Raw genomic sequence first — 26,288 nt, forward strand, 5'->3', positions numbered from 1 at the left:
CTTTTACCAATGACTGAGACCGTTCGGATAGGCATCATCGGACTGGGGAACATTGCGGACATTCACTGTCGGAACCTCCGACAACTCGACCAGCCGGTCTCGATAGCGGCGGGCGTCGACGTCGATGCCGATGCGCGCCGCCGGTTCGCCGAAACGTACGACGCGGCAGTGTACGAGGAAGCCGCGGCGATGTTTGAGACGGTGGATGCCGTGCTGGTGACGACGCCGAACAGATACCACGAGCAGTACGTCGTGGCGGCGCTTGAGGCGGGGCTTGACGTGCTTGTCGAGAAGCCGCTGGCACACACGCTCGAAAGCGCCGAACGGATCGCTGCGGCCGCTGAAGTGGCCGACGGGTTCTGCATGGTCGGCTTCCACAACCGCTTTGCCGACCCGGTCGAGACGCTTGTGGGCTACCGAAACGCGGGCGACATCGGTCCGGTGTCACATATCGAAGCGAATTACATCAGGCGTCGTGGCGTTCCCGGCCGCGGGTCGTGGTTCACGCGCAACGACGTGGCGGGTGGCGGGTCGCTCATCGATATTGGTGCCCATGCTATCGACCTGGCGCTGCACGTCGCCGGCCATCCGGACGTCGTCGAGGTGTCGGGTGACACCCGCGCTCAGTTCGGCATCGACGAGGAGTACGCCTACGTCGAGATGTGGGGCGAGGATCAGGACGCAGCCGAGTTCAGCGTCGACGATTCCGCCAGCGCGTTTATCCGCTGTGGCGACGGCACAACGATATCTCTGGAGGTTGCGTGGGCGACGAACCGACCGGACAGTCAGGAGTACTACGTTCGCGGGACGGACGCAGGCGCGAAGCTCGACCTCGCAGACCAGTCGCTGACACTGTTCGAAACGGCCGATACTGGCCGGATGCACCACCGGACGACCGACATCGAGACACAGCGGTCTGACCCACAGCGAAAGGAGCAGGCACGGTTCGTCTCGGCAGTCCGCGACGGGACGCCACCATCGATGAACACCGTCGAGCAGGCGCTACGGGTCCAGCGCGTGATGGACGGAATCTACCGCTCCAGCGAAACTGGTGCGGCCGTCAGCATCGGTAGGACAGAGACCTGAAGAAAGACTTAATCCCCAGTGTTCTCACTCTCTGCCTGGCATGAAAGTGATTGGTGTTACGCGGGATGACGACGGTCCACAGCTCCTAGAGCAGGAGCGACCGTCGCCTGACCTGGGCGAGGCACTCGTCCGCACACTCCGCGTTGGTGTTGACGGCACAGACCACGAAGTCCTGAACGGGTCCCACGGTGGGTTCCCCGACGGGGCAGACCACATGATTCTCGGACACGAGGCGGTCGGCGTCGTCGAAGAGCCCAATGGCACGGGGCTCGAGGCGGGGCAGGTCGTCGCACCGACCGTCCGACGGAAACCGAACGGCGAAACGAACGAGTACTTCCGCCGGGGTGAGCCAGATATGGCACCGGACGGCGAGTACACGGAACGGGGCATTGTCGGCGACCACGGCTTCATGGCCGAGTACTTCACGTCGCCGGCGGATTTCCTCGTCCCGGTCCCCAAATCGGTCGCAGAGTACGGCTTCCTCGTTGAGCCGCTCTCTATCACCGAGAAGGCCAACGAGCACGCGTATGCGACGCGGGAACCGTTCGACTGGCGACCGGACTCCGCCTGCGTGCTGGGCAACGGGTCGCTCGGACTGTTGACGCTGTGGATGCTCGACCAGGAGTACGACCGGACGTACTGTGTCGGTCGGCGGGACCGCCCTGACCCGACGGTCGACATCATCGACGAGATCGGCAGCACGTACGTCGATTCCCGCGAGACGCCGGTGGATGAACTTCCGGATGCCTACGAGGCGATGGACTACATCTACGAGGCGACCGGGTTCGCCCCCCACGCGTTCCAGACGGTCAAGGCGCTCGACCAGAACGGGGTCGGCGTGTTGCTCGGCATCCCGGAGCCGTGGGAGTTCGAAGTCGATGGCGGCTCGCTACACAACGAGATCGTCTTGCACAACAAATGTCTCATCGGCACGGTCAACTCACACGTCTCGCACTTCGAGGACGCCGTCGAGACCTTACAGGAACTTCCGGCGTGGCTGCTCGATGATTTAGTCACGACGGTTACCGACCCGGAACACGTCGAGGCTGCCTTCGAGGATGGGGACGATCAAATAAAAGCAGTCGTCGAGTTCGACTCGCTGTAAGTCCTCGGGTACAACCGCGCCCGAGCTTTTTCGCCGCAGTATGGCCTGGATATACCCCATCCAGAAGGGGATACATCGGGTATATGTAAGATAACAGATGTAAGATAGTGAGGTATTTACTCGCATACGATTAATTTGTTCCACCATTCAGACCCGAAAATTCGGGAGATATAGATGATTTACCGGGATTGATTCGAATGTCAAATGCTGACTTTCGCTATACAGAAGTATTAAGTGCGAATCTTCAATAAGGAATTATGAGGTATTGGTGCAACCATGACTGACGACAATTCAAATAAACGGTTGACGCGGCGTAACGCTCTTCGGATTGCTGGTGCAGCAGGTGCGGCCTCGCTGGCTGGCTGCGGTGGGAGTGACGGCGGCGACGGCAGCAGCGGCGACGGCAGCAGTGGTGACGGCGGTGACAGTACCAGTGGCGACGGCAGCAGCGGTGACAGCAGTACTGACAGCGGGACACAGTACAGCACACTTGAGGTCGCCCACTGGTGGGGTGAAGGCGACGGACTGGAAGCGATTCAGTCCGTCATGGACGCCTTCAAGGAGCAACACCCGGACGTTCCGTTCGACGAGAACCTCATCGCCGGCGGTGCCGGTGACAACCTGCAGGCGAACATCCGGACACGAGTGCAAAACGGCAACCACCCGAGTACGTGGCAGGCTTGGCCCGGAAACAATCTGATGCCTTTCACCGATGCAAACCTGCTGAAGGACATCGGCGACTCCGTGTGGTCGGAGAACAGCATGGAGGACGCGTACCTTCAGGGTGTCAAAGACGCGGCTCAGCCCGCCGGAAACTACGTGACGGTTCCGCTCAACATCCACCGGATCAACAACCTCTTCTACAACGTTGAGGTCGTCGAGGACGCCGGGGTCGACCCGACATCCCTCGAAACGCCGTCTGACCTCGTCGACGCAATGGCGACGGTCGACGAGGCTGGCTACACCGGAATGGCACACCAGACCGGGTCACCGTGGTCGAGCTTCCAGATGTTCGCGACGGTCCTCCTCGGCGAAACGGACGCCGAGACCTACAGCGCCATCTTCCAGAACGGCGAAGTCGACGCCAACAGCGACGCGCTGGAGTCGGCAGTCGAGACCACGCAGTCCTATCTCGACTACATCCCGAGCGACGCCGGGTCGATTTCCTGGACCGAGGCCAACAACCAGGTCATCAACGGCGAAGCGGCGTTCCTCCACCAGGGTGACTGGGCGGCCGGAACGTACATCACGAACGACCTCACGTACGGCGAGGAGTGGGACCACGTGACATTCCCGGGTACCGACGGCAACTACGCACTCAACATGGACTCGTTCCCGTATCCGGTCAACAACCCGTCCCCGGAAGCGGCCACGCTGTGGTGCCAGTTCGTCGGGACGTCAGAGGCACAGGAGATCTTCAACCCGAAGAAGGGGTCGATTCCGCCGCGGACTGACGTGGACACCGACCCGTTCAACGACTTCTCCAAAGACCAGATAGAGGACTTCCAGAACAGCGATGCCCAGCCGCCGTCTGTGGCACACGGCCTGGCCGCACCGCCGGCAGTCAAGTCCTCGCTTGAATCCGCTATCTCGTCGCTGAACTCCGGTGCTGCGCCCGCGGACGTCGTCTCACAGATCTCCAACGCCTACTAATAGCGCATCGCAGCGCGCAGTTTTTTCGCTGTAGCAACTCGAACAATCGGGGTCCGCAGGTGGCCGCTGTGACGGAACAGTGAACAGTAGCGGATAGGCGCGCGACTGGGCCTGAAATTGTCTGCTGAGGAGAGTGCCGAAGTTCTTAGTACTCGACTCGCAAACGCCACACTATGTCTAGTGACGACTTGGAAGCATCGCTCGAACAGGTAATTGCGCGGTTCAATCTCGGCGAATACGAGATTTCAGCCTACCTGGCCGTGCTGCAACACGGCGAGCTGACAGCGTCGGAGATATCGGAGAACACGGACATTCCACAGCCGCGGGTGTACGATACGGTTCGAAGCCTCAGCGATGTTGGGCTGGTCGAACTCAAGGAGTCCCGACCGATGAAGGTCCTGGCTATCGACCCGCGGGAAGCGTTCGAGGGCATACAGGACTCGCTTGATGACCTCGTTGACGACCTGTCCTCACGCTACACGGCGCCCGCCCGAGAACCCGAAGCTGTTTCGCTCGTCAAATCCCGGCCGACGATACTCCGGTACCTCGAAGACATAATCGAAACGGCCGAGTACGAACTGACGCTGTCGCTGACCCCGGCCCTGTTAGAGCGGTTCGAAGACAGACTGGCAAGCCGGAGGCAGTCCGGCATCGCTATCGAGATCCTCATTTCACCGGGCGTCGACGCTCCCGACCCGGCGCGGTTCGATTACGAATCCATCGCGACCACGGTGAAGGCTCGTCGCGGTATCACGACACCGGTCGTCGCTGTCGCCGATGGAAACTACTCGATGTATGCCACCCGCGAGAGCGTCCGCGGTGACACGGACCGGTACGGCGTCATCTTCAATCGGTCGGAACTCGGATTTCTGGTGTCCGGGTTTCTTAACACGGTGCTGTGGACGACTGCCGAAACGATTGCCAGTGACGGTGAAGCGCTGCCGTTCCCGCGCCGCTACGGGACGATACGGCGCTGTATCTCTGATTTGATGACGCTAGATGGGGAGTTCTACGCGACTATCGAGGGCCGGGACGTAGAGACGGGCGACCACCGGGTCATCGAGGGCAAAGTGGATCAGGCGTCGTTCAGTTCGAACCGCGAGGTCGCGACGCTGGTCGTTGAAACGGCCGATGGGCCGGTCGAGGTCGGTGGACAGGTCGCTGCGTTCGAGGATATCGAGGCGTACGAGATCCGAATCGGGACGGACGAACCGCCAGAGAACTGATCCTGTCCTGTCGGCTGTCGCTGTTTCTCACGATGGCTGCCCGACTGTAGACAGTCGATACGGGAACAATGGACAGCAGTCCATACTAAACGGACGCGGCTGGACGAGTCGACCGCTGAGACAATGAGCACCGTGGGTGGGCAACCCACGGCGATTGCATGACCCTTCGGGCTGGCGAAGTATGTCAGAGGCACGACATCGCCGGGCCCGAACGTGGCAATTCCACGAGACCAGCGTGCTCCATTGCGTTCAGCGGGGACGTGGTCTTGCGTGGACAGCAACAGTGTCTGCGTCGTGAGCGGTAAAAAAGATGGACACATTGGCTGCAATAATATCCAGTGCCCGGGAGAATAGTGTCCCATCTGAAGAACATTCCATTACAAATGGAAACTGATATGTACGAAAAATATGAGCTATAGTATATGGGGACAGTATGGGCGTAGAATCGCTTATTCAGTACGTCCGAACGTCGTCCGTCCGGACGGACATCATTGGTTCGCTGTGTCCCGGAGCCAAGGCCACCAACGAACTGCTGTCAGCAGTCACTGCCAGCGAGTCAGCGATCTACGATGCGCTTTCGAACCTCGAAGGCCGCGGTCTGGTCACCTCGATGGATGACGGGTGGCAACTGACCGGCACTGGCCGTCTGATCGCCGATACGATCCACCGCCAGCACCGTCTTGAGGAACTTTTCGCCGTGGCTCCCCAGTACTGGGAGTCCCACGATACGTCAGTGCTGCCACAGCCGTTCCGGTGTCGCCTGCCTGAACTTGACGAATACACGGTCGTCCGCGGCACACAGACTGATATCAACCGTCCCGTCCGCGAAGTCGTCACCCGCGTTGAGAGTGTCTCTAGTTGCGATGTTGTCTCGCCGGTCTACCACCCTGAGTACGAGGCTGCGATGCCAGACAACGCCGATTCGAGGCTGGTAGTGAGCTGTGCTGTCATCGACGAAATCCTCGGCAAGGAGTCCGTCTCACTGGATACGAATCGGTACGAGGAGACGACCGTTCGTGTCACGCCGGTCCCGTACGCACTCGCCGTCGCCGACGACTGGATGATTCTGACGCTTCCAGAACTCGACGGAGCCTGGCCGTCAGCGAAGATAGTCTCGGAAGCGGATAGCGCGATTTTATGGGCAAGAGACCTCTTTGCGCATCTCTGGGAGGATGCAACCCCGATAGAGACGTATCTCGCCGACCGCTGATTTTGGCAAACCTAAACATTCAAGAACCGTGGGTTCTGACGGATGAGCAATGGCTATTCAGGGTTCGCGGACCGAGGGACTGGGCGGCTACACGTTCGACGACCTCGCGGTCGTCATGGGGACGTACAACGAAGAAGAAGCGATCGGCACCGTTCTTGATGATATCGCGACAGTGACCGACGGCCGCGCGGAAGTCATCTGTGTTGACGGGTCCAGCGACCGGACACCGGAGATCGCCCGCGACCACGGTGCGACAGTCATCGAACAGGAACCACAGGGGTACGGCGTGGCAGTCCGTGAAGCCGTGTTGACACCGGATCGGCCGGTCGTCGTTACGACGGACTGTGACGACACGTATCCGATGGAACGCCTGCCCGACTTCCTCGCGGAAATAAACGACGGGGCCGACGTCGTTAGCGGCGACCGGCTGTACTACGGGGCCGAACAGATGCCTGCGATGAACAAGCTGGGGAACGAGCTGTTTGCCCTGCTCGCAAGCGTGCTCATGGGCAAGCGCGTCCACGACACGACCACCGGAATGCGCGCCTACCGCCGTGAGGTCCTCCAGAAAATCGTCTGGACCGAAAACACCGGACTCTCGGCCGAACTCCTCATGCGGCCGCTGATGCGCGGGTACGACGTGCGTGAGCGTCCTATCGAGTACGACGAGCGGAAAGGCGAGACGAAACTCGACCCGTTCTCCGGCGGGGCCGCCATCGCAAAGTCTATCGTTCGGGTCGCGCTCGAAGAACGGTTCCGCTAACGGACCGAGCAATCGCCGCCGGGACCCGGCTTACCGGTCGTTCGGTGGCTGCTGATAGCTACTCGTTCCGCCGGGGTAGCCCTGCGGATTCTCGATACCGACAAGCTCGCCGCCCGTCGGCGAACTGTACAGCGCAAACAGGAGGTCGTTGACGAGGTAGTATCGCACGCGGTGTCGCGGGTCGCCATGTGGGTCCGGGTCGGAAGCGTTGACACCCATTCCTCGCAGCGTTTCTTCCTGCGTCTCTGTGTCTAACGCAGTGAAGACGGTGTCCTCCCACTCTCTGGTGTAGGCGTCCAGATCTGCAACAGCGGTCGCCATGTCCGCCGCCCGCTCGGGGTCTGCCTCGACCCGTCCGGCGACGTAGCTGTCGACGAACTCCTGTACGCCTGCCACCTCGCTCGGATAGACAATAGCGGCGACGGCGCGGTACGTCTCGCGCTCGTGCTCGCCGAACTCCGATTCGGACGCATCAGCGTCGTCCTCGGCTGACTCGACAGTATCGTCGTCTTCGGACTCGTTCCAGGCGAGCGCCGCCGCGCCACCGGTGACGGTGACACCCGCCGCGCCGAGCGCTTTCAGTGCGTCACGTCTGGTGAGTTCGTAGTCAGTCATCGATTAGTTTCACGTATTTTCCGCCGTCGTGGTTGCGTTCATGCCGATTCCATCGCGGTGCGCGCCCGGGACGTAAGCTGCTTCGCCGTCACAGCGGCGCTGATCCTTACAGACTTCGAGCCGCGGCGTCAGCGTCCGGACGCCGCCGTCCGTCTGTGCAACTGGGAGTTCCGCCCGGTATTCGAACCCTGCGCCAGTGCCGTAGTCGACGAACATGATGAGCGTGACCGACCCGTCTTCCGGCGTCGGCACGCCGACCTGCTCGTCGATGCCGTCGCCGGTGAGCCGTGTCCGATTCTGGTCGGTCGAGAGCTGCAAATCGAGCCTGTCAGCTCCAGTAACTGTCGCATAGTCGTTCTCACCCTCGCTTGTGAGCCGCATCGAAACCAGCGCGGCCTGCTCCGGAACTGCCGCCGATACATCTGTCCGAACCGTCTCGCCCTCCGCTACAGACACCGGCTGGAGTCGCGGTTCGACGGGCAGCCCCAGATACGGGACCCACTCGCCGCGGAACACGTAGCGGTAGTAGGTCCGGTCGGGGTAGGCGTCGATCACCTCGAACTGTCTGTGTTGCATCGCGTAGACTGTGTCGCCGTTGAAGCCCGGGTCGTTGCGGACTGACTGGAACGGATGATTGAGCCAGTCACCGTACGGCGTTGGGAGTAAGACGAGACTGTTGTCGAGGTCCCGCTCCTCGAACGGCTCGTAGGCCTGTTCGAACTGCTGGGTCACCTCGTAGTTGTCCGAAACCGGCTCGGCCGCCGTTGTGACGGCCGCGCCGCCGCCCAGCGCCGCGCCACAGAGCGCTACCGTGAGTAGGACTGGGCGGACCCGGTCCGCGCTGACCCGCTCGGCGACCAGCCGCCGCGTCCACTGGGCAACGGTCACGACGCCGACAGCACCGAACGCAGTTAGCGGAACGAGCATATCGACGTGGTAGAACGGCCCCAGAAAAGTGACCAGCCCGTCGGTCGGGTCCGAGAGATCGCCGAGCATATTCACCGTGCCCCAGAAGTAGCCATTGCCGAGCGGAACCGTCAGGAGGACGCCGGCCAGCGCAGCCTGTCGACCGTCTATCCCGCGGCGCACGACGGCCCCGAGGCCGATAGCTGCTGCCACCGTCCCAAGCGGCCCGGCGACAACCCACTGGGTGACGAGTTTCCAGAGGAGTTCAGTGTTCGCATCCAGCGACATCGCCGGCGTGAACTCCCGAGAGTAGCCCAGAATCTCACGGTAGCCAAAGCCCGGCCCGTCCTGCGGGGCGAACACCTCGTAGGGGAACAGCATGGCGGAGCCGGTGACGACGTGGTTGTATGCAAGCGTCGCGGCGACGCCGGTGAGCCCGCCGACGGCGGTCAGCGACAGGCGCGTGAACCGCGTCAGGTCCCGCGTCCGGAGCGACCACAGCGCGTGGATAATGAACGGCGTCGCAAACAGCACGGCGGTGTATGGTCGCGCAAAGAAAGCGAGGCCAATCGAGAGGCCGGCACAGGCCGCTGTCTTTCGGCTTCCGGTCCGGTCGGCGTGGAGGTACGCCGCGGCGAAGCCGAGGTTCCAGAGCGTCGCCGGCACGTACGAGAGGAACACCGAGGCGTCGATGAGGAAAAGCGGCGACCCGAGCATGAGGACGCTCGCCACCACGCCGGTTCGAGCGTTGAACGCCTCGCGGACAGTGTGGTAGGTCAGCGCCAGCACGCCGGTTCCAATCAGGCCGAGCGCGATGCGGTACCCGCCGAGCAGTTTCCCGACGGCGAACATCGCCGCCGGAACCGGCGCGTACTTCGGATACAGCCGCTCGCCGTCGGCCACGAAGAACCACGGTCGGAACGACTCCTCGACCGGCGGGTAAATGAACAGTTGTCCCTCCAGCAACATCGCGGCCTGCTGGAGGTAGACGCCCTCGTCGTGGTTGGTTGTGTGATGTGGAAAAACGACGTGGGCGAGCGCGAAGACGACGACCCCGCCGAGCAGTGCCACTAGCCCCGCCTGTACCCCCGGCTGGCGCAGTCGCTTCATTCCGTCGGATACCAGGCCAGGTCGTGGTCGGCGACCAAGTCAACCTCGACGGGCTGGCCCGGTTCGAACGTCTCGACGTGGTTGTGCATGCAGTGGACGACGTCGCCGCTGTGGAGTTCGACCCGGTAGACGAACGAGGGGCCGTTGTACTGGCGGTGAACGACGTAGCCGTCGGCTTTGGACTCGTTTGTCGGCATCGCCTGCAGGTCGTCGGGCCGGACGAGCACGTCGACCATCGCCCCGTTGTACGCCTCGACCGGCCCGTTCAGTAACTCGACATTGAACGAGCCCAGCCCCGTCTCGATGCGGTCGTTGGTCACCCGGGCGGAGAGGAAACTCGCCTGGCCGAGGAAGCTCGCAACGAAGCGGCTTTCGGGGTTTTCGAACACTTCAGCGGGGTCGCCGATCTGGGCGATAGTCCCGTCGTTCATTATGGCGACGCGGTCGCTTATCGACAGTGCCTCCTCCTGGTCGTGGGTCACGGAGATGGCGGTGACGCCGGCTCGCTTGAGGATTTTGCGAACCTCCTCGCGCATCTCGACACGCAGGCGCACGTCCAGATTCGAGAACGGCTCGTCGAGCAGGAGGACGTCTGGCTCCGGAGCCAGCGAACGGGCGAGCGCGACACGTTGTTGCTGGCCGCCGGAAAGCTGGCTCGGCATCTTGTCGTGATGGGCCGAGAGGTCGACCAGTTCAAGCAGTTCGTCGACCCGTTCCGCGACGGCGTCTTCTTCCATCTCGGTCAGGCCGAAAGCGATGTTCTCGGCGACGGTGAGATGCGGGAACAGGGCGTAGTCCTGAAAGACGATGCCCACGTTTCGCTCCTCTGGCTTGCGGAACGAGGAGCCGTCGGCGATGACTTCGTCGGCGATCGATATCTGTCCGTCAGAGGGGCGTTCCAGCCCGGCAATCATCCGGAGCGTCGTCGTCTTCCCACAGCCGGACGGTCCCAGCAGTGTCAGTAGTTCGCCGTCTTTCACGTCGAGCGAGAGGTTCTCAACGGCGACTTCATGACCGTAGTCTTTGGAGACATCGTCCAGTTCCAGCACGGTCCGGTTCGGGTTTGCCACCGCTGCGTCCACGTCGTCGAAGTCCGATGTTTGCTGTGTGCGTGTTTGTCGAGACATTAGCTTGTGTCCTCCCGTCGAAGAATGACCAGCATGGAGAGTCCGGAAAGGCCAACGAGCACGAGGGCCGGAACCGCCGCCTGTCCGTAGTAGCCGGCACCCTGGACGAGCCAGATGTACGTGACGAAGGTTTCGAAGCCCGTCGGGCGTAACATCAGCGTTGCCGGCAATTCCTTCATGGTCGTCAGGAACACCAGCGCGGCCCCGGCGGCGATACCCGGGGCAACGAGGGGCAAGACGACCTTCCGAAACGCCGAAAGCGGGTGATAGCCAAGCGACCGCGCCGCCTCGATGTAACCCGGGTCGACCTGAAGAATCGAGGATTCGGTCGTCCCGACGGCCTGCGGGAGGAACCGAATCACGTAGGCAAACACCAGCAGGATGACGCTCTGGTACAGGAAGGGGACGTACCGGAGGCCAAGGTACACCAGTGCCAGCCCGAGGACGACACCGGGGACGGCGTAGCCGACATACGTAGCTCGCTCGGGAAGCGACGAGACACCCGACGTGCCGCGCGCGGAGAGATACGCTATCGGGAGCGCCGCCACGACACAAATAGCGGCTGCAGCGGCCGCGAGACCGACCGAGTTCCAGGCGTAGGCCGCCTCGAACGCAAAGCCACCGGCACTGTAGCCCGTGCCGGAGCGCAGGAGCCACTGCAGCAGGATGCCGATGGGCAACACCAGACACAGTGTCGCGATGGCACCGCAAAACAGCAGTGCCGGGACCTTCCAGTAGCCGAGCCTGATGAGCCCGGGCCGGCGCGAGCCGCTGCTGACGTAGGCACCGTCCCGCCCGGCGCTGAGGCGGGACTCGACGGCAAGGATACCGAGCGCCATCACGAGCAACAGCATCGAGAGCACGGAGGCATAGTCAAGCCGGCGAGCGCCGAACTCGTTGTAGATCATCCGGGTGAACACGTCGTACTGCATAATCGCCGGTGTCCCGAAGTCGGAAAGGGCATACAGCGCCACCAGCAGCGCGCCAGCGGCGATACCGGGTGCGATCTGTGGCAGCGTGACGCGGCGGAACGCCTCCCAGCGCGTGTGGTTCAGTGTCCGGGCGGCCTCGACGACGGTCCCGTCGAACGACAGGAGCGACGCGCGCGTGGTCAAGAACACGTACGGGTATGTAAACAGCGTCAGCACCAGTATCGCGCCGTGCAGGCCGTAGATAGTCGGAATTTGCTCAATGCCGAGCGGCGAGAGCAGGTCCGCGAGGATGCCACGGGGGCCAAACGCCGAAACGAACGCGAAGGCCCCGATATAACTCGGGACGACCAGCGGCAGTGCGGACGTAATCGTCCAGAATCGCTTGAACGGCAGGTCCGTCTGGGCGGTGAGAATCGCCAGCGGAACGCCGATAAGAATCGATGCGACAGTGACGCCAGTCACCAGCGCCAGCGTGTTCAGCGTCACCGAGACGGTCGTATCGCTCGTCAATAGTTCGACCGCACGCGCGAACTCGATTTCGCCCGCCCGGAGAAACACCCACACTAGCGGCGCCAGTAACAGCAGCGAGATCGCGAGTGAGACCACTGCGAGCAGCGTGTGCGGCGACGAGTCTCGTTCCGATGTCGTCGCCTGCTCCCGAAGCCGCTCGTACCGGTCTTTTGTGCCCATATTAGAGGACGCCAGCGTCCCGCAATAAGTCAACGGTTCCGGCCACGTCGGCCAGTTCGGTCAGGTTGATCTCTGGCGGGTTCAGTTCGTCGATGCGTGGGAGGTCGCCGACCGGTGCGACACCCGGAATCATCGGATACGCGAACGTCCGGGTGGCGAAGAACTCCTGTGCCTCCGCCGAGAGGACGTGCCGGACGAAGTTCGACGCCAGGTCCGCGTTGTCGGTTCCATTGATAATTTCGAGGCCCGAAACGTTGACGAGTGCGCCAGCGTCGCCTTCGGTGAACGCGAGGCCGATCGGCGAGTTTTCGCGGGCCGACTGGACCCGAAGCGTGTAGTAGTGGTTAGCGAAGCCGGCGGCCAGTTCCCCGTCAGCACAGGAATTGGAGACGCGGAACTCGTCATCATAGGTGGTGATGCCGTGGTCCTGCATCGCCTGAAGCCACGACATCGTCTCGTCGTCGCCGCGAATAAGTCGCATTGCGGTGACGAACGACTGGAACGCGCCGTAGCTCGGTGCCCAGCCCATGCTGTTTTCGAGGGCAGCCGCCTCGGGGAACTCCTGAACCGTCGACGGGATATCGGATTCGGATATCTGGTTCGTGTTGTACGGGATCGCCCGAGCGCGACCAGCGATGCCCACCCAGCGCCCCTCGCTGTCCTGGTACGCGTCGGGGACCGTCGAAAGCGCCTCGTCGGGGAGGCTCGCGGTCGCGTCGGCGTTTGCAACAGCACCGAGCGAGCCGGCGTCGATGGACATGAACACGTCAGCAGGACTTGCGCCGGCCTCGTTTTCCTCGATGATGGTGTTTGCGAGGTCGCTGGAGGCTTCGAGCCGGTGGTTCGCCGTGAAGTCCGGATAGCGCTGTTCGAGCAGATTGATGAGGTCGAGATAGAGTCCGCCCTCCCCGCCACCTAGATACAGCGTCAGTTCGCCGCTGAGGTCTGGCAGGTCTTCGATCGAGGTGCCACCGGGAGCCTCCCGCTGTGCGACCAGTGGGCCGGAGCCACGGAAGTCCGACAGGGAAATTTGCTGCCCGGTTGTGGTTCCGGCCTCGCCGTCACTTCCGCCGTCGCCACCGTCACCCCCACTGAGGATGCCGGAACAACCGGCAAGCGCTGTCGCGGCAGTTGCGCTGCCGAGAGCAAGGAAGCGGCGTCGAGACTGCGTCGCGTTACGTCCAGTCATATCGTTAGAATCACTCATTGTTTGATTTAGGGTTGCCTAAACAACTTAGGCCTTTCTAGTCGTCGGCGGTTGCGGGGACCTGTTCCGTCGCGGCGGCGTCTAGCTCGTCGAGACATTCCAGCCAGTCGAGCATGAATTCGCCGCAGTAGTTAAGGAAGGCACCGTTTTCCCAGTCGCTGAAATCGCCGTCGGCCATCGCTGTGGCGATCGCGTCGAACACTTCGGCGTAGGAGTCGGCGTCTGCACCGGCTTCGTCGACGATCTCCCAGACGTGCTCGTTGAGTTCGAGCCCGTGAACCTCGTTGGTCAGGTCCGAAAAGGTCGACCGGGGCGCTTTGTTGTGCTCACACAGCGGGTCGCCGTTGTAGATCTGTTTGCCCAGCACGTCACAGGCCCGCTTGAGGAACACGCCCGACCAGATGTCGTCGAAGCGGCCGACATCCCATTCGTTGTCGTCCATCGGGAGCTGGTAGAACGCCGGGATGACTTCGCGGCGGAATGCGAGGTTCATCGAGCAGACGGTGAGGTACTGCCCCTCGGCGGCGACGAAGTCACCGCCGAAGTCCGCCCCGCTGGTACGGGTCTGCGCCTGCCCCTGCAGGTCGCCATCCATCAGGATGCGAACCGCGTCAAGGTCGGGCACGTTCGTCCAGAGGCCCTGCGAGGCGACTACGTCGTTGACCTGCGTTGCTTCTGTTGCAACCGTCTCATCCATCGCGGCGTAAGGGTAGCCACGCGGGTAGAGGCCGTGCTCGTCCTCGTTCTGGTAGAGAACGTTGACCCACTGTTCATCGGAGCTGACCGTCTCGATTTCGCCCTCGAAGGCCAGATTCGACATGTGGGTGCCGAAGAAGTCCGCGTCCTCGTGTGGTAGCGTGTCGTCGTCGATGAATACGCCGTATTCGTAGTCGTTGGCCCACATATAGAGGAGACCAAACGATGTCTGGGCGTGGCTCGCTTCGGGGATAAGGTGTGAATACTCGCTTGTGCCGTGGTTCTCAAACCACGCCTCGCGGGCGGTACCGTCGTAGACGGCACCGTCGATGCCCTCCTCGTCGAGCATCTGTTCCATCGCGTCGGTGTCACAGAAGTCCTCAGTGATGAGTACGACGAACAGTCGGTCCAGGTCGAACCCGTGGTCTCGGGCGTTCTGGAAGTAGGACCGCATACATTCATGATTTCGAATCGTCGGCACCATCACGCAGATGTCGGCTGTCATGTGCTGCCTCCACGTCTTTAGGCCATCCTAAAAAATATGGCGTTCTCACTTTGTTTCCCTCGTGAGTCTGTTTTCTAGCTATCACTTCTCCTGTAACTGGTATATCATTATATTCCAAATCCGGCGTTTAATGTTGTATTAGGAGAACTATTATCTGGCTGTGCTTTGCCAGATTAGGTGATGAGCGTACGAAGCAACAGGGCTCCCATCAATCACAAATGAACCTGGACAATCAAACCTGTGTCGTCACTGGGTCCTCACGCGGTATCGGTCGCGGAATCGCCAAAGACCTCGGTGCTCACGGGGCCAACGTCGTCGTTAACTACCGGTCCTCGGAGGCGGAAGCCCGTGCCGTCGTTGAGGATATCCGCGAACGCGGTGGCACCGCTATCGCGGCGCAGGCCGACGTGGCGAAACTCGATGAGGTCCGGGCGATGCGTGAGAAGGTGGCCGACGAGTTCGGTCCCGCGGACGTGCTCGTCAACAATGCCGGCATCACCATCGACAAAAAGTTCGAGAACATGACCCGCGACGACTGGGAGACGGTGATCGATGTCAACCTCGGCGGCGTGTTCAACGGGACGAAGGCTTTCTATGATGATATTCGTGACGCCGACCACGGCCGACTCATAAACATCTCTAGCGTCGTCGGCCAGCAGGGCAACATCGGGCAGGCCAACTATGCGACGACGAAATCCGGGTTGTTCGGATTTACACGGACGCTTGCGCTCGAACTGGCACACACGGGCTCGACCGCGAACTGCGTCGCGCCGGGCTTTGTCAAGACCGATATGCTAGAGGAGGTGCCCGAACGCGTGCAGGAGAAGATTCTGCGGGAGATTCCGCTCGACCGGTTCGCACGCGTCGAAGACATCGCCGGCATCGTGAGGTTCGTCGCCAGCGAGGAATCGAGCTACATGACAGGACAGGTACTTGGTGTTAACGGCGGGATGGAGTGGTAGGATGAGTCAACAGGAAGAACCAGATGACGAGGCTGGGGCGCCTGACGACGCGGTCGAAGAGTTGCGACAGAAACGGGCCGAAGCCGAACTCGGGGGCGGTGAAGCCCGTATCGAATCCCAGCACGAGAAAGGCAAAATGACCGCCCGTGAGCGTATCGACTTCCTCGTCGACGACGGCACGTTCAACGAGGTCGATCCGTTCGTCGAGCACCGGTCGACGAACTTCGGCATGGAGGAGAAGCGCTTCGCCGGCGACGCAGTTGTCACGGGCTACGGCGAGGTCGACGGCCGGAAGGTGTTCCTGTTCGCCCACGACTTCACCGTGCTCGGTGGCTCGGTCGGCGAAGTCGTCGCCGACAAGATCTGCAAGGTGATGGACCGCGCGATCGAAAACGGCGTCCCGGTCATCGGCCTCAACGATTCCGGCGGCGCACGCATTCAGGAAGGCGTTGACTCGCTGGTCGGCTTTGCCAAGATATTCGAACGCAACACCAAAGCCAGCGGGCTCATCCCCCAGATATCCGCGATTATGGGGCCATGTGCGGGCGGGGCCACCTACAGTCCGGCGCTGACTGACTTCACCTTCATGGTGCAAGACACCAGCCACATGTTCATCACCGGGCCGGACGTCATCGAGACGGTGACCGGTGAACAGGTGTCGAAAGAGGAACTCGGCGGCGCGGGTTCGCACTCTACCAAATCCGGTGTTGCCCACTTCTCGTACCCGTCGGAGGAGGAGGCGCTCGAAAATATCCGGCGGCTCCTGTCGTATCTCCCGGCGAACAACATGGAGGACCCGCCGCGGGTCAAGCCCTGGGACGACCCCGACCGGGAAATTCCCGGCGTGACCGATATTGTCCCGTCAGCACCGCGCAAGCCCTACGACATGACGAAGGTCATCGACGCCATCGTTGACGAGGACTCCTTCTTCGAGGTTCACGGCAACTGGGCGCGCAACGTCGTCGTGGGCTTCTCGCGGATGGACGGCCAGTCGGTCGGCGTCGTCGCCAATCAGCCACGCGTGAGCGCGGGGACACTCGACATCGACGCGGCGGAGAAAGCGGCCCGGTTCGTCCGCTTCTGTGACTCGTTTAATATCCCCATCCTCACGCTCGTCGACGTGCCCGGATTCATGCCCGGCACGGACCAGGAGCACAACGGCATCATCCGGCGGGGCGCGAAGCTCATTTACGCCTACGCCGAGGCGACGGTCCCGCTGCTGTCGGTCGTCGTACGGAAGGCCTACGGCGGTGCGTACATCGTCATGTCCTCGAAGTTCCTGGGCAGCGACGTGAACTACGCCTGGCCCGGTTCGGAGATGGCAGTGCTCGGTCCGCGGGGAGCCGTCAACATTCTCTACCGGAACGAGATCGCGGACGCCGACGACCCGGATGCCAAGCGTCAGGAACTGATGGACGAGTTCCGCGACGAGTTTGCCAATCCGTACGGGCCGGCGAAACGGGGCTACCTTGACGACGTTATCGAACCGAAAGAGACGCGCAAGCGCCTCATTCAGGACCTCGACCTCCTGCAGCGCAAGCGCGAGGACACGCCGCCGAAAGACCACGGCAACATCCCACTGTAACATGGCGACTCACGATACACCACAGGCGGATACGGAGACGGCGCTGCCCACTGCCAGCGCGGACCCGGACGACCTGTCGCTGTCGATACCGGCGGACGCATCACAGGCAGAAGCAGCGGCTATCACCGCTGCGATCAGCGCTCACCTGACCGACCGCCAGCGGGCTGCTGTGGCCACAGCACAGCGGCAGACGGTCGAATACGTGGACGAGTGGAGGCTCGCCGGACGGCTGGCGAGCGTGGGCAAACGCCGCCCTCCCAGCAACGTCAAGCGAGGCGATGAGTGGAAGGCAGCGGCGCGAGCGCGGTACTAAGAGTCCGTAAACTCCTGCAGTACTTCCAGATCGCGAGTGGTCCGCATGAACTCCGACAGCGACCGCTCGGCCCCACAGTCGTCACAGACAAACTGTGTCTCCGGGGCAGGGAGGTCGGACACTTGCTCTTCCCAGGCGACTGAACACGCCGGACATTGGAGTTGAAGCCAAGCCTCCTGCATATTTCGTGTGTGGTTAGCACACACGGATATACTTTGTGTGGATTCTCACTGTCGAGGGCTGTGGTGCTGTTTGGTGATTCAGGAAGTTTTTGGCCTGCCTAAATATGGGAAGATTTAAATGAATTAGGCAAGCCTAAAAAGACATGAACCGACGAGAGTATATCGTTGCGGCCGGTGTTGGGCTGGCAGGTACCGTCGCTGGCTGTTCGGGTCAGTCCGAGGCCGGGAGCGGTAGTGACGGTGGGGCCGATGAGTCGACGGCGTCTGGGACGACGGCTGCGGAGTCAACTCCGACGGCGACCACCGAAGCGACGGATTCGAGCTACGCAGTCTCGATGGAGCCGGTCGGCGAGGTCACCTTCGAGTCAGTCCCGGAGGTCTGGGTCGCGAACAACGGGAGCTGGGCAGATATGGGGATTGCGCTTGGCCTCGATGCCCCGGAGGGGGTCTGGCTGCCGTCGCGGTATCACACTCAGTACTACGACGAAATCCCGGGCGTCAGCGTCGACGAGAACTCGATTCAGAAGCTGTGGGGGGACAGCGGTGTCGGCAAGGAGCAGTTCTACGAAATAGATGCCGACATCCACGTCATGGACCCGAACTTCCTGCAGAGCCGCGGGTCCTGGGAGCAGTCTGACATCGACGAAATCGAGTCCCAGGTCGGTCCCTTCTTCGGGAACAGCATCTTCTCGACCGGCTACGAGTGGCACGACTACACCTACTACACGCTGTACGAAGCTTTCGAGAAACTGTCCCAGGCGTTCCAGCGGACCGACCGGTTCGAGGCGTTCCGGACTCTCCACGAAGAATTCCAGACGAGCCTGGAAGACCTCGTGCCGGACTCGGAGTCCGAACGGCCCGAGGTAGCTATCGTATGGGCCGGCAGCGACGAGCCCACCAGCTTCTCACCGTACCTCATCGAAGACGGGACCAGCTTCAAACAGTGGCGAGACCTCGGGGTACGCGATGCCTTCGCGAAGACCGATGTCAGGGACTTCCACGCAGACCGCAGCAAGGTCGACTTCGAGACCCTGCTCGACATCGATCCGGAGTACCTGCTCCTGCGGGGGCAGGAGAATAAGACACGCTCGGAGTTCGAAGACACGGTCGTCAGTTTCCTCGAAGCGGACCAGACTGGGAGCGAACTGACGGCGGTACAGAACGGGAACGTGTACCGCGGTGGGCCGCTGTACCAGGGACCGATAACGAATCTGGTCCTCACAGAACGGGCCGCGTCGCAAGTGTATGAGGTTGACCGGGAGCTGTTCGACCGCCAGCGCGTCGCCGATATCGTCGCCGGAGACCTGTAAGGACCCATGGCCGGAGCAACCCGACTCACTACCGAGGCTGCAGGGGGGCTGGGAGGATGGAGAGACACGGCTCCGGTCGGGCGGCTCTGTGGCTGTGTCGCCATGGCTGGCATTGAGCACGCAGTAAGCGGAGCCGTCGACGCGTATCGGCGCGCGACTGAACACACCGTCACCGATGTACCGGGTTTCGGACCGACGCCGAGACAGACACTGTAGCAATGGTTGGACGCACACTCGCAGACATCCGTGACAGGCTCTCTGAGCTCAGCGTCGCTATCGGACCGTATCGCGTCGTCAGCGCCAAAACGGGCACGCCGCCGTTCCCGGTGTCGGGTATGCAGTTCCCGGACCGCGAGACGGCTGCCGAAGCGGCCAGCGTAGCGACTGCCTACCGAAGTGCCCTGCGTCGATACGACCCACGTGTCACCGTTCACGGCCTCATCGTCTGTGAAGCGCCGTGGGGGACCGATGCCGTCAGGACCGCCCCGTCGTCGCTTCCGGAGTACTGTCACACGGTCGCCGGGTCGCTGTTCGAAGTGCTGTCGGGTCGCCATCGCTCCGTCGAGCAGGCAGTTATCGACAGCTATCTCGAAGCGGCCGAGGAAACCGAGAACCGCGAGCGCCTCTGTCTGGCGATGCTCGAAAGCATGGCCACGGCGATCGCCGACAATCTCGACCCGGAAGTACAGGCGGACACCCTCCGAGAAGCCGCCGGGCAATTGCCGCGAAAGCCAAGCGGACCCGAGCCGGTTCGGGACGCCATCGCCGACCTCGAAACAGCGGGGTTAGTTGACGAGGCAGCAATCGAACCCGCAGCCGTCGGCCCTGGCCGCTGTGCCAGATATATCACATTACAGAACTATCGCCCGACGCTGTCGGACCTTCGCTGTCCGGTGTTGCCGATTGCCGTCGAACTACTGCGCCGGACGAGTATCACGCCACAAATGGCACAAGCGGAGCGAACTGCGGATGGCTGGCGACTGCTCGTCTCACTGGCCGGTGACCAACCCGCCGAGGGGCTATCTGTCGTCACGACGACTGCTTGAACATTCCACTCGTTCTATAGGTCAGACCGTAATACATACACGAGACCCCTGTGACGGCACAGGTATGGGAGTCGCAGTAATCGGCGCGTCAATGACGAAATTCGGGCAACGCGACGTCTGGATCCGTGAGTTGCTCTCGCAGGCGGGCGAGGAGTGTCTCACGGACGCCGGCGTCGCGCCCGACGACGTAGAGCACCTGTACGTCTCGAACATGGCCAGCGGTGAGTTCGAAGGCCAGACGGGAATTATGAACCTGCTGGCCCACGACCTGGGGGTGCTTCCGGCCTACAGCGAACGGGTTGACCAGACCTCTTCCTCGGGTGGGGCCGGCATCTACGAGGCCTGGCAGTCAGTCGCCAGCGGGGCCAGTGAGATGACGCTGCTGGTCGGCGGCGAAAAGATGACCCACAAGACGACGGGCCAGGCGACAGACATCATCGCCTCGATCACCCACCCCGACGAGTACAAACACGGCGTGACGCTCCCGTCCTTTGCCGGGATGACCGCCCGGCACTATCTGGAGCGCTTCGACGCCCCCCGGGAGTCACTCGCCCGGGTCGCGGTCAAGAACCACAGAAACGGCGTGGACAACCCCAAGGCGCAGTTCCAGAAGGAAATCACGATGGAGAAAGCGCTTGAGTCGCCCATCATCGCAGACCCATTGCGGCTGTATGACTTCTGTCCGATTACGGACGGCAGCGCCGCGCTCATGTTCACGACGGAGGAGCGGGCCAAGGAGATAACCGACGAGTACGCGCTGGTTTCCGGTATCGGCGGGGCGACCGACACCCACGTCGTCCACGAGCGCGACGACCCGACAATCATGGGCGGGGTCGTCGAGTCGAGCAAACAGGCCTACGAGATGGCCGGCCTCGGCCCCAACGACCTCGACGTGGCTGAACTGCATGATATGTTCACCATTCTGGAGTTCCTCCAGTTGGAGGGTATCGGTGTCGCCGACCAGGGAACGGCCTGGGAGATGGCGATGGACGGTGCGACGGCCAAGGACGGCGAGTTGCCGATCAACACCTCCGGCGGGCTCAAATCGAAGGGGCATCCGCTGGGGGCAAGCGGCGTCGCGCAAGGCGTCGAAATCTACGAACAGCTGGTCGGCGAGGCCGGGCCGCGACAGGTCGAGGCCGACACCGCACTGGCGTGTAACGTCGGCGGGTTCGGAAACTGTGTCATCACCACCATCATGGAGGCCGCAGAATGACGCTGGAAGCAGGTATGTGTTCGAACGGTCACGTCTCGTACCCCACGCATCCGCTGTGTCCTGAGTGTGGCGAGCCACAGGAAGAGAGCTTCGACCTCTCGGACCGGACCGGCGAAGTCGTCACCTGGACCCACTCGACAGCGACGCCGCCGGGTGTCCGCGAGCCAAACACGCTGGCTATCGTCGAGTTCGACATAACGGACGTCTCCGATGCGAGCGACGAGTTCGTCCGCGCGCTCGGGCAGGTGACCACCGATGAGGTCGAAACCGGTGACACGGTCGAACCCGTCTACATCGAGGAACTCCGCGACCCCGACGCGGGTATTAAAGTGCCCGAGAGTCAGGACTGGGACGGCTACCGCTGGGACCCGGTCTGATCAGCTCTCCTCGCTCTGCCTGGTGATGCGGCCCTCCGTCGTCGGCGAAATCGTTCCCTGTTCTTCGATGGTGTTGATGATGAGGTCCGAGAGGAGCGCCCCCTCGTTCGAGGAGACGAGGACGGTCGCATCACTGAGCATACCGTAGCCGTCGCCGCCGCCGGAGACGAAATCGTTCGTCGCAAGCGTGTACGTCGCGTCCGGGTCGATTGGGTCGCCACCGGCAGTCGCGTCGACGATTCGGTCGCCGCTCTCCGCGGTGGGGTCGTACGTGTACGTGATACCGCTCACCTGCGGGAACCGGCCAGCCCCCGCCTCGACGCGGCTCACCCCGTTTTCCAGCGCCGCAAGCAGCGTCTCGCCGGTGACTTCCAGCTCGACTACGTTGTTCGGGAACGGCAGGATGTCGACGACGACACGCCGCGTGATCGCTACCGGATCATCCTCACTTGCGTCTTCGAAATAGAGCCTGTCTGTCCGAATCCCGCCGCCGTTCATTAGCGCTGTGTCCGCTTCGACGTCAGTGCGGATGGTGTCGGCGACGAAGTTCCCCATGTTCGACTCGCGCGCTCGGACGACAGACTGCCGGGTGTCAAGCGGCTGGGTGGTCTCGCCGATGACCACGTCCAGTTGCCGTTCCAGTTGCGTCTCGTAGTGGTCCTGAACGAGACTGACAAACGGGTCCGTTCCGGCCGAAGATTCGCCGACGTTGTGGAGGACGAACTCGTGGTCTGTGACGCCGGACCCGTCGATACCGAGCGCCAACTCCCCGAGGTACTCGTACTCGTCGCCGACAAACGAGAGGACGGTGTCGTTGATGACTTCCGGTTCTTCGAGTAGCGACGCGGCATGGTCCCCGATGATAGCGTCGACGCCATCAACCTCCTCGGCGACAGTTCGAGCGGTTTCACTCGCGAGATGGGAGAGCACGATAACTGCGTCAGCGCCGTCGGCCCGCATCCGTTCTGTTACGTTCTGCAGCGCCGATGCCGGCGCAAGTACGTCGGTGTTCTCTCCGATAGAGGTGACTTCGGGGGCCTCCGGCGTAATGAGGCCAGTAACTCCGAGTGTCACGTCTCCAACATCCGTGAGGACGTACTGCTGGGCGCCTTGCTCGGCGGCGAAAACCGACCCATCTTCGCGGACATTCGCGCTGACCCAGGTGAAGAGACTGTCAGACACGCGCTCACGGAGGACCTCTGGCCCCATGTCGAAATCGTGGTTGCCGAACGTATCGAAGTCCAGCCCGCCGGCGTTGAACGTCGAGACGACGTGGCGTCCGTCGAACACTGCCGACAGGACTGACGATGCAAGGTCGTCACCGTTGCCGACCCTGAGTGTGGTGTCGGCGTCTTCGGTGATTTCGTTCATCAGCCCGAAGTAGCGGGCGACGCTCAATTCCCCTGCAGAGGCGTTGGCAAACCGTCCGTGGACGTGGGTGTCATGCAGGAACGTGACAGTGGTTCCGTCCGTCTGGAGCGCGCCGCTGGCGGTCGTCGAGCCGATTGCGAGGCTGCCGAGGACAGACGCACCCGTCCCGAGTACATCACGACGTGTCACCTGTTCTGTCATACGAATGTGTAGTACTACGAACAGAACTTTATAATTCGTGTCGCGGCAATGGTGGTAGCCGGCCAGAACAGCAACGGAACGGACGAGAGCTACACGGTCGAGACAGTCGTCGAACCGGTGTCCGGGAGGGTTCCCGTCTCACCGAGTTCCGCGATACATTCCTCGACTGATTCCGTCCGGCCCGCGTCGGCAAAGGGGGCCACCTGCACGAGATTGTCGTCCTCGTAGACCGCGAGACAGACGGCCGGCATGACGAGCTCTCGGCGTTTCTCGCCTGTCGTCGAACTGTAACAGAGCCGGGTGTCGAAAAACGGCGCGAGATAGACACCGGACTCGCGGGCCCAGTCCGCGAACTCGTTGTACAGGTCCCGTTCGATCCCGTTACCGGGGCCCTGCAGCGGAACACGTTTCTCCCATTCCACCGTTTCGATGTCGTCGAGGACGCCGCGGCACACCAGCTCTTGTAGCTCACATTTGATAGCGGTACAGCGTTTCTGTGATGGCGCAGGGAGGTCAGACCGGACGAACAGGGTCGCCCGACGACCGCCCGGAGCGGTAGAGCTGGACATCGGTACTCATACCTGTGCCTGTGCAATAATAAACCATTATGTTTGTAGAAGTATATTTTCACACCACAATAGAACTCGTTACTCCTCGCCGTTTCCGTCTCCGTTTTCGGTACCAGTGTCGTCCCTGTCTGGGCCCTCGATATCGTCCTTTATCGACCGCAGTTCGGCATCTACGTCCACAGGAACGTCAGTAACTTCATCAGGGTCGACCTCCTCACTCACTTCAGATTCAGCGGCTAACCTTTCCCGGATCTGACCGCGTAATTGTTGGGCTTCCTGAATAAGTTCGCGGGCTTCCTCATCTTCCGGCGTCCCCTCCACAGCCTGCTGAAGGTCTGTCAACGCACCGTCGAGGCGAGAGAGCGTGGCCCGGCTCAGGTCACTCGCACGCTGTCGCACCTCACCCGAGGCGGAGCCCGTCGATGTCGGCCGCCCCTCGGCCATCCGGAGGGCTCGCCGGAGTAGCTTCAGTGCCTCGATGTTGCTCTTCAACACGAGGATGACCGCGGGGATAGTTACATCGCTGGTGAACCGGAGGAGTTCGCCCGGTGTCGGCGGCCGCGGAAGACCACTGTCGGTCGTGGGCTCGACCTCCGTCTCCAGGTCCTGTAGCGTCGTAACGAGATCCGTAATCAGGGCGGTAAGGTCGTCGTCCGAGCTCATACCTCTCTCTTGTCGCCTCAGGTACTAAAGGCCGCGCTGTGTCGGCGATCGGTTCCGGGCCATTTCTGCCCTCGGTGCAGGGGCTGGCGTCCGCAGATGATTAGGCCAACCAAAATCCTTTTAGCTTTAGGGGTACCTAACTCTGATAATGCCATCACAGACGGACGATGTCGAGACCTCCGAGGACCGCCCGGACGTTGCAGCACTGGACAGCGGTGCTGACAGAACCGTGTTTACTGAAGACGGGAACCGAGACGGCTGGATTTCGACTGACGTAACCGTTGACCTCAGACGGTAGTTCGTCCGCCCCCGCATTGCGTTTCTCTTTCCTCCGAGTCTACACTGTTTTCTGCTGGAACGGTTCACACCACGCTATACACCTGAGCTAGGTAGTGACTAGCCGGCGAAAGAAACTGAGAGAGAAAGCCTCGTGCCGAGTTAGTCCAGCACGAGCGTGTCGTCTTCGAGGTAGTGCTCGATGTGGTGGGCGTCTTCCTCGGTCTGGACGATGATTTCTCGGAGGATCTGGGCCGTGGCGTGGTCACCGAGGTTTTCAGCGAGGTCGATGTGGTCACGGAGCGACTCGATGATGTCGCCGTACATCTCGAGGTCGTTTTCGAGTGATGTCCGGATGTCGTACACGTCCTGCCCCTCCGGTTCGACCGACGCGTGCTCCTCCTGTGCCTTGCCGCTGGAGATGGGCGTGCCACCGAGGGCCTGTGCGCGCTCCGCGAGTTCGTCGGCTGCCCCTTCGGCGTTTTCGGCCGCTTCACCGAGGAACAGGTGGAGGTCACGGAACTCGGCACCCTCGACGTTCCAGTGGTGCTTCTTGACCTGATGATACAGCGTGTATGTGTCCGCCAGGTCCTGATTCAGCGCGTTGATTACCTGCTCGGACTTCTCCTTGTCGAGGCGGAGTTCGTTCTCTTCGACATTCCCGAACTCGCGTCGGACGTGCTCTTGTGTTGCCATAGTCATCTTATTGTACAGGTGGAAGCCACTTAAAGATTGTTTTGTGAAAATATGTTTTTGGGAACCCAAAAATTATATTCTAAGATGGAAGGGCTGGTTACCTGAACTGAAATATTATCCGCTGATCACAACTGTCGCTTTAGTCTGGGCGCTGCACTTGAGATAACCGGGAATATATCTACTATGACGACGGCCGGGAAACAACGAGCGCAACGGCGTTTTCGTCGATAGTGCTGCTGTCAACCGCTGTTTCGCGGAGGACTTGCTCCTGATGAACTGCGACGACCGCGGCAAGCAGGTAGTCATCGAGTCCGAGATGCGCGCCGTACTCCTCCCAGACGGTCTCCCTGACAGCCATAAAGAACGTCTCGGGCGTGCGGTGTAGCACCGCATCGTCGAATCGCTTTCGCCACTCGTAAACGAGGTCCTCGACGCCCGGATTCTCACGCATCGTTCGCTGGTGGTCGGCGAGCGCGGATCGCAACTGTTCTTCGTCGACGCTGTTCGTTCCCGCGACGCCACGGACCACGTCGTCGTCGAACGGTGCTAGGAGTGCAGTGTCATTCATCGGACGCCGGTACGGGGGTGACAAACAAAAACACCGTCACACCGAAATCGCGGTAATGAATCGTCTAGATTCCCGCTCGCCGGGAGTTCCCCACACATATATTCGGGCCCACCGTAACCACC

27 protein-coding genes are annotated in these 26,288 nt (G+C 61.8%); 15 read left to right on the top strand and 12 right to left on the bottom strand.

The annotated features are described in order from the left end of the window. Positions 1 to 9: 9 nt before the first annotated feature. The 6 genes from G9C82_RS01395 (at position 10) to G9C82_RS01420 (ending at position 7,043) form a co-directional block, all read left to right on the top strand. The gene (locus G9C82_RS01395; protein ID WP_127013179.1) at positions 10 to 1,086 is read left to right on the top strand and encodes a Gfo/Idh/MocA family protein; all 1,077 of its coding nucleotides are present in this window, start codon (positions 10 to 12) and stop codon (positions 1,084 to 1,086) included. A gap of 40 nt (positions 1,087 to 1,126) precedes the next feature. Next, a complete protein-coding gene (locus tag G9C82_RS01400; RefSeq protein WP_127013180.1) occupies positions 1,127 to 2,191 on the top strand; it encodes a glucose 1-dehydrogenase in 1,065 nt (354 codons plus the stop codon). A 276-nt stretch (positions 2,192 to 2,467) separates the two neighbouring features. Next, a complete protein-coding gene (locus G9C82_RS01405) occupies positions 2,468 to 3,844 on the top strand; it encodes an ABC transporter substrate-binding protein (protein WP_127013181.1) in 1,377 nt (458 codons plus the stop codon). A 173-nt stretch (positions 3,845 to 4,017) separates the two neighbouring features. Next, complete coding sequence (gene trmB / locus G9C82_RS01410) at positions 4,018 to 5,070, top strand: HTH-type sugar sensing transcriptional regulator TrmB (RefSeq protein WP_004961299.1); 1,053 nt, start codon at positions 4,018 to 4,020, stop codon at positions 5,068 to 5,070. A 433-nt stretch (positions 5,071 to 5,503) separates the two neighbouring features. Further along, the gene (locus G9C82_RS01415) at positions 5,504 to 6,280 is read left to right on the top strand and encodes a winged helix-turn-helix domain-containing protein (protein ID WP_127013182.1); all 777 of its coding nucleotides are present in this window, start codon (positions 5,504 to 5,506) and stop codon (positions 6,278 to 6,280) included. Between the two features lie 49 nt (positions 6,281 to 6,329). Continuing rightward, entirely contained in the window at positions 6,330 to 7,043 is a 714-nt protein-coding gene (locus G9C82_RS01420; protein ID WP_007190360.1) for a dolichyl-phosphate hexose transferase, read from the top strand. Positions 7,044 to 7,073: 30 nt separating this feature from the next. On the opposite strand, the gene G9C82_RS01425 is transcribed toward G9C82_RS01420, so the two are convergent. The 6 genes from G9C82_RS01425 to G9C82_RS01450 are packed head-to-tail and all read right to left on the bottom strand — an operon-like array spanning position 7,074 to position 14,831. Next, a complete protein-coding gene (locus tag G9C82_RS01425) occupies positions 7,074 to 7,658 on the bottom strand; it encodes a gluconate 2-dehydrogenase subunit 3 family protein (RefSeq protein WP_121303088.1) in 585 nt (194 codons plus the stop codon). 9 nt (positions 7,659 to 7,667) lie between these two features. After that, positions 7,668 to 9,674 carry a glycosyltransferase family 39 protein gene (locus G9C82_RS01430; RefSeq protein WP_127013183.1) on the bottom strand — a complete coding sequence of 669 codons (2,007 nt, stop codon included), beginning with the start codon at positions 9,672 to 9,674 and terminating at the stop codon, positions 7,668 to 7,670. Beyond that, positions 9,671 to 10,801, bottom strand: coding sequence for an ABC transporter ATP-binding protein (locus G9C82_RS01435; protein ID WP_121303086.1), 1,131 nt, complete (start codon positions 10,799 to 10,801; stop codon positions 9,671 to 9,673). The genes G9C82_RS01430 and G9C82_RS01435 overlap by 4 nt, the downstream gene beginning before the upstream one ends. After that, the gene (locus G9C82_RS01440; RefSeq protein ID WP_127013184.1) at positions 10,801 to 12,423 is read right to left on the bottom strand and encodes an iron ABC transporter permease; all 1,623 of its coding nucleotides are present in this window, start codon (positions 12,421 to 12,423) and stop codon (positions 10,801 to 10,803) included. The genes G9C82_RS01435 and G9C82_RS01440 overlap by 1 nt, the downstream gene beginning before the upstream one ends. A 1-nt stretch (position 12,424) precedes the next feature. Next, on the bottom strand, positions 12,425 to 13,612 hold the full coding sequence (locus G9C82_RS01445; RefSeq protein ID WP_004961313.1) for an extracellular solute-binding protein: 1,188 nt from the start codon (positions 13,610 to 13,612) through the stop codon (positions 12,425 to 12,427). Between the two features lie 55 nt (positions 13,613 to 13,667). Continuing rightward, positions 13,668 to 14,831, bottom strand: a complete 1,164-nt coding sequence (locus G9C82_RS01450; RefSeq protein WP_127013185.1) for an alpha-1 4-glucan-protein synthase — start codon at positions 14,829 to 14,831, stop codon at positions 13,668 to 13,670. 218 nt (positions 14,832 to 15,049) lie between these two features. Here G9C82_RS01450 and G9C82_RS01455 point away from each other — a divergent pair, with 218 nt between their 5' ends. From G9C82_RS01455 to G9C82_RS01465, 3 genes are read left to right on the top strand one after another with little or no spacing between them, the layout of a single operon-like run. Further along, a complete protein-coding gene (locus tag G9C82_RS01455) occupies positions 15,050 to 15,793 on the top strand; it encodes a beta-ketoacyl-ACP reductase (RefSeq protein ID WP_004961317.1) in 744 nt (247 codons plus the stop codon). 1 nt (position 15,794) lies between these two features. After that, a complete protein-coding gene (locus G9C82_RS01460; RefSeq protein ID WP_127013186.1) occupies positions 15,795 to 17,378 on the top strand; it encodes an acyl-CoA carboxylase subunit beta in 1,584 nt (527 codons plus the stop codon). A gap of 1 nt (position 17,379) precedes the next feature. Then, positions 17,380 to 17,691 (top strand): hypothetical protein, encoded by a 312-nt coding sequence (locus G9C82_RS01465; protein ID WP_127013187.1) that lies wholly within the window; start codon positions 17,380 to 17,382, stop codon positions 17,689 to 17,691. Here the strand turns inward: G9C82_RS01465 and G9C82_RS01470 are convergent. Continuing rightward, positions 17,688 to 17,873: a hypothetical protein gene (locus G9C82_RS01470; protein ID WP_011223306.1), complete on the bottom strand. Its 186-nt coding sequence runs from the start codon at positions 17,871 to 17,873 to the stop codon at positions 17,688 to 17,690. The two genes, G9C82_RS01465 and G9C82_RS01470, sit on opposite strands and share 4 nt — an antisense overlap. A 143-nt stretch (positions 17,874 to 18,016) precedes the next feature. Between G9C82_RS01470 and G9C82_RS01475 the strand changes: the two genes are divergently transcribed. The 5 genes from G9C82_RS01475 to G9C82_RS01495 all read left to right on the top strand — a co-directional run bounded on the left by G9C82_RS01475 (position 18,017) and on the right by G9C82_RS01495 (position 21,822). Further along, entirely contained in the window at positions 18,017 to 19,183 is a 1,167-nt protein-coding gene (locus tag G9C82_RS01475) for an ABC transporter substrate-binding protein (protein WP_127013188.1), read from the top strand. A 6-nt stretch (positions 19,184 to 19,189) separates the two neighbouring features. After that, a complete protein-coding gene (locus G9C82_RS01480) occupies positions 19,190 to 19,399 on the top strand; it encodes a hypothetical protein (protein ID WP_127013189.1) in 210 nt (69 codons plus the stop codon). Positions 19,400 to 19,401: 2 nt separating this feature from the next. Beyond that, positions 19,402 to 20,229, top strand: coding sequence for a hypothetical protein (locus tag G9C82_RS01485; protein WP_127013190.1), 828 nt, complete (start codon positions 19,402 to 19,404; stop codon positions 20,227 to 20,229). Positions 20,230 to 20,293: 64 nt separating this feature from the next. Further along, positions 20,294 to 21,445: a 3-ketoacyl-CoA thiolase gene (locus G9C82_RS01490; protein ID WP_004961328.1), complete on the top strand. Its 1,152-nt coding sequence runs from the start codon at positions 20,294 to 20,296 to the stop codon at positions 21,443 to 21,445. Further along, on the top strand, positions 21,442 to 21,822 hold the full coding sequence (locus G9C82_RS01495; protein WP_127013191.1) for a Zn-ribbon domain-containing OB-fold protein: 381 nt from the start codon (positions 21,442 to 21,444) through the stop codon (positions 21,820 to 21,822). Before G9C82_RS01490 ends, G9C82_RS01495 begins: the two co-directional genes overlap by 4 nt. On the opposite strand, the gene G9C82_RS01500 is transcribed toward G9C82_RS01495, so the two are convergent. The 3 genes from G9C82_RS01500 to G9C82_RS01510 form a co-directional block, all read right to left on the bottom strand. Further along, positions 21,823 to 23,394 (bottom strand): bifunctional UDP-sugar hydrolase/5'-nucleotidase, encoded by a 1,572-nt coding sequence (locus G9C82_RS01500; protein WP_127013192.1) that lies wholly within the window; start codon positions 23,392 to 23,394, stop codon positions 21,823 to 21,825. It abuts the gene before it with no gap. Positions 23,395 to 23,483: 89 nt separating this feature from the next. Beyond that, the gene (locus G9C82_RS01505; protein WP_127013193.1) at positions 23,484 to 23,963 is read right to left on the bottom strand and encodes an HTH domain-containing protein; all 480 of its coding nucleotides are present in this window, start codon (positions 23,961 to 23,963) and stop codon (positions 23,484 to 23,486) included. Between the two features lie 78 nt (positions 23,964 to 24,041). Beyond that, the gene (locus G9C82_RS01510; protein ID WP_127013194.1) at positions 24,042 to 24,626 is read right to left on the bottom strand and encodes a hypothetical protein; all 585 of its coding nucleotides are present in this window, start codon (positions 24,624 to 24,626) and stop codon (positions 24,042 to 24,044) included. A gap of 148 nt (positions 24,627 to 24,774) precedes the next feature. Here G9C82_RS01510 and G9C82_RS01515 point away from each other — a divergent pair, with 148 nt between their 5' ends. Continuing rightward, on the top strand, positions 24,775 to 24,924 hold the full coding sequence (locus G9C82_RS01515) for a hypothetical protein (RefSeq protein ID WP_004961340.1): 150 nt from the start codon (positions 24,775 to 24,777) through the stop codon (positions 24,922 to 24,924). Between the two features lie 140 nt (positions 24,925 to 25,064). On the opposite strand, the gene dpsA is transcribed toward G9C82_RS01515, so the two are convergent. Both dpsA and G9C82_RS01525 read right to left on the bottom strand, forming a co-directional pair. After that, entirely contained in the window at positions 25,065 to 25,598 is a 534-nt protein-coding gene (dpsA, locus tag G9C82_RS01520; protein WP_127013195.1) for a DNA starvation/stationary phase protection protein DpsA, read from the bottom strand. 181 nt (positions 25,599 to 25,779) lie between these two features. Beyond that, complete coding sequence (locus G9C82_RS01525) at positions 25,780 to 26,166, bottom strand: hypothetical protein (protein WP_127013196.1); 387 nt, start codon at positions 26,164 to 26,166, stop codon at positions 25,780 to 25,782. Positions 26,167 to 26,288: the final 122 nt, after the last annotated feature.

It is taken from the genome of Haloarcula sp. R1-2, from assembly GCF_011627385.1.
Lineage (GTDB): Archaea > Halobacteriota > Halobacteria > Halobacteriales > Haloarculaceae > Haloarcula > Haloarcula marismortui.

What these genes read in the sequence shown, in the direction of transcription:
- G9C82_RS01395 (WP_127013179.1), top strand. Translation starts at nt 10, where the DNA reads ATGACTGAGACCGTTCGGATAGGCATCATCGGACTGGGGAACATTGCG.
- G9C82_RS01400 (WP_127013180.1), top strand. Translation starts at nt 1,127, where the DNA reads ATGAAAGTGATTGGTGTTACGCGGGATGACGACGGTCCACAGCTCCTA.
- G9C82_RS01405 (WP_127013181.1), top strand. Translation starts at nt 2,468, where the DNA reads ATGACTGACGACAATTCAAATAAACGGTTGACGCGGCGTAACGCTCTT.
- trmB (WP_004961299.1), top strand. Translation starts at nt 4,018, where the DNA reads ATGTCTAGTGACGACTTGGAAGCATCGCTCGAACAGGTAATTGCGCGG.
- G9C82_RS01415 (WP_127013182.1), top strand. Translation starts at nt 5,504, where the DNA reads ATGGGCGTAGAATCGCTTATTCAGTACGTCCGAACGTCGTCCGTCCGG.
- G9C82_RS01420 (WP_007190360.1), top strand. Translation starts at nt 6,330, where the DNA reads ATGGCTATTCAGGGTTCGCGGACCGAGGGACTGGGCGGCTACACGTTC.
- G9C82_RS01425 (WP_121303088.1), bottom strand. Translation starts at nt 7,658, where the DNA reads ATGACTGACTACGAACTCACCAGACGTGACGCACTGAAAGCGCTCGGC.
- G9C82_RS01430 (WP_127013183.1), bottom strand. Translation starts at nt 9,674, where the DNA reads ATGAAGCGACTGCGCCAGCCGGGGGTACAGGCGGGGCTAGTGGCACTG.
- G9C82_RS01435 (WP_121303086.1), bottom strand. Translation starts at nt 10,801, where the DNA reads ATGTCTCGACAAACACGCACACAGCAAACATCGGACTTCGACGACGTG.
- G9C82_RS01440 (WP_127013184.1), bottom strand. Translation starts at nt 12,423, where the DNA reads ATGGGCACAAAAGACCGGTACGAGCGGCTTCGGGAGCAGGCGACGACA.
- G9C82_RS01445 (WP_004961313.1), bottom strand. Translation starts at nt 13,612, where the DNA reads ATGACTGGACGTAACGCGACGCAGTCTCGACGCCGCTTCCTTGCTCTC.
- G9C82_RS01450 (WP_127013185.1), bottom strand. Translation starts at nt 14,831, where the DNA reads ATGACAGCCGACATCTGCGTGATGGTGCCGACGATTCGAAATCATGAA.
- G9C82_RS01455 (WP_004961317.1), top strand. Translation starts at nt 15,050, where the DNA reads ATGAACCTGGACAATCAAACCTGTGTCGTCACTGGGTCCTCACGCGGT.
- G9C82_RS01460 (WP_127013186.1), top strand. Translation starts at nt 15,795, where the DNA reads ATGAGTCAACAGGAAGAACCAGATGACGAGGCTGGGGCGCCTGACGAC.
- G9C82_RS01465 (WP_127013187.1), top strand. Translation starts at nt 17,380, where the DNA reads ATGGCGACTCACGATACACCACAGGCGGATACGGAGACGGCGCTGCCC.
- G9C82_RS01470 (WP_011223306.1), bottom strand. Translation starts at nt 17,873, where the DNA reads ATGCAGGAGGCTTGGCTTCAACTCCAATGTCCGGCGTGTTCAGTCGCC.
- G9C82_RS01475 (WP_127013188.1), top strand. Translation starts at nt 18,017, where the DNA reads ATGAACCGACGAGAGTATATCGTTGCGGCCGGTGTTGGGCTGGCAGGT.
- G9C82_RS01480 (WP_127013189.1), top strand. Translation starts at nt 19,190, where the DNA reads ATGGCCGGAGCAACCCGACTCACTACCGAGGCTGCAGGGGGGCTGGGA.
- G9C82_RS01485 (WP_127013190.1), top strand. Translation starts at nt 19,402, where the DNA reads ATGGTTGGACGCACACTCGCAGACATCCGTGACAGGCTCTCTGAGCTC.
- G9C82_RS01490 (WP_004961328.1), top strand. Translation starts at nt 20,294, where the DNA reads ATGGGAGTCGCAGTAATCGGCGCGTCAATGACGAAATTCGGGCAACGC.
- G9C82_RS01495 (WP_127013191.1), top strand. Translation starts at nt 21,442, where the DNA reads ATGACGCTGGAAGCAGGTATGTGTTCGAACGGTCACGTCTCGTACCCC.
- G9C82_RS01500 (WP_127013192.1), bottom strand. Translation starts at nt 23,394, where the DNA reads ATGACAGAACAGGTGACACGTCGTGATGTACTCGGGACGGGTGCGTCT.
- G9C82_RS01505 (WP_127013193.1), bottom strand. Translation starts at nt 23,963, where the DNA reads ATGTCCAGCTCTACCGCTCCGGGCGGTCGTCGGGCGACCCTGTTCGTC.
- G9C82_RS01510 (WP_127013194.1), bottom strand. Translation starts at nt 24,626, where the DNA reads ATGAGCTCGGACGACGACCTTACCGCCCTGATTACGGATCTCGTTACG.
- G9C82_RS01515 (WP_004961340.1), top strand. Translation starts at nt 24,775, where the DNA reads ATGCCATCACAGACGGACGATGTCGAGACCTCCGAGGACCGCCCGGAC.
- dpsA (WP_127013195.1), bottom strand. Translation starts at nt 25,598, where the DNA reads ATGGCAACACAAGAGCACGTCCGACGCGAGTTCGGGAATGTCGAAGAG.
- G9C82_RS01525 (WP_127013196.1), bottom strand. Translation starts at nt 26,166, where the DNA reads ATGAATGACACTGCACTCCTAGCACCGTTCGACGACGACGTGGTCCGT.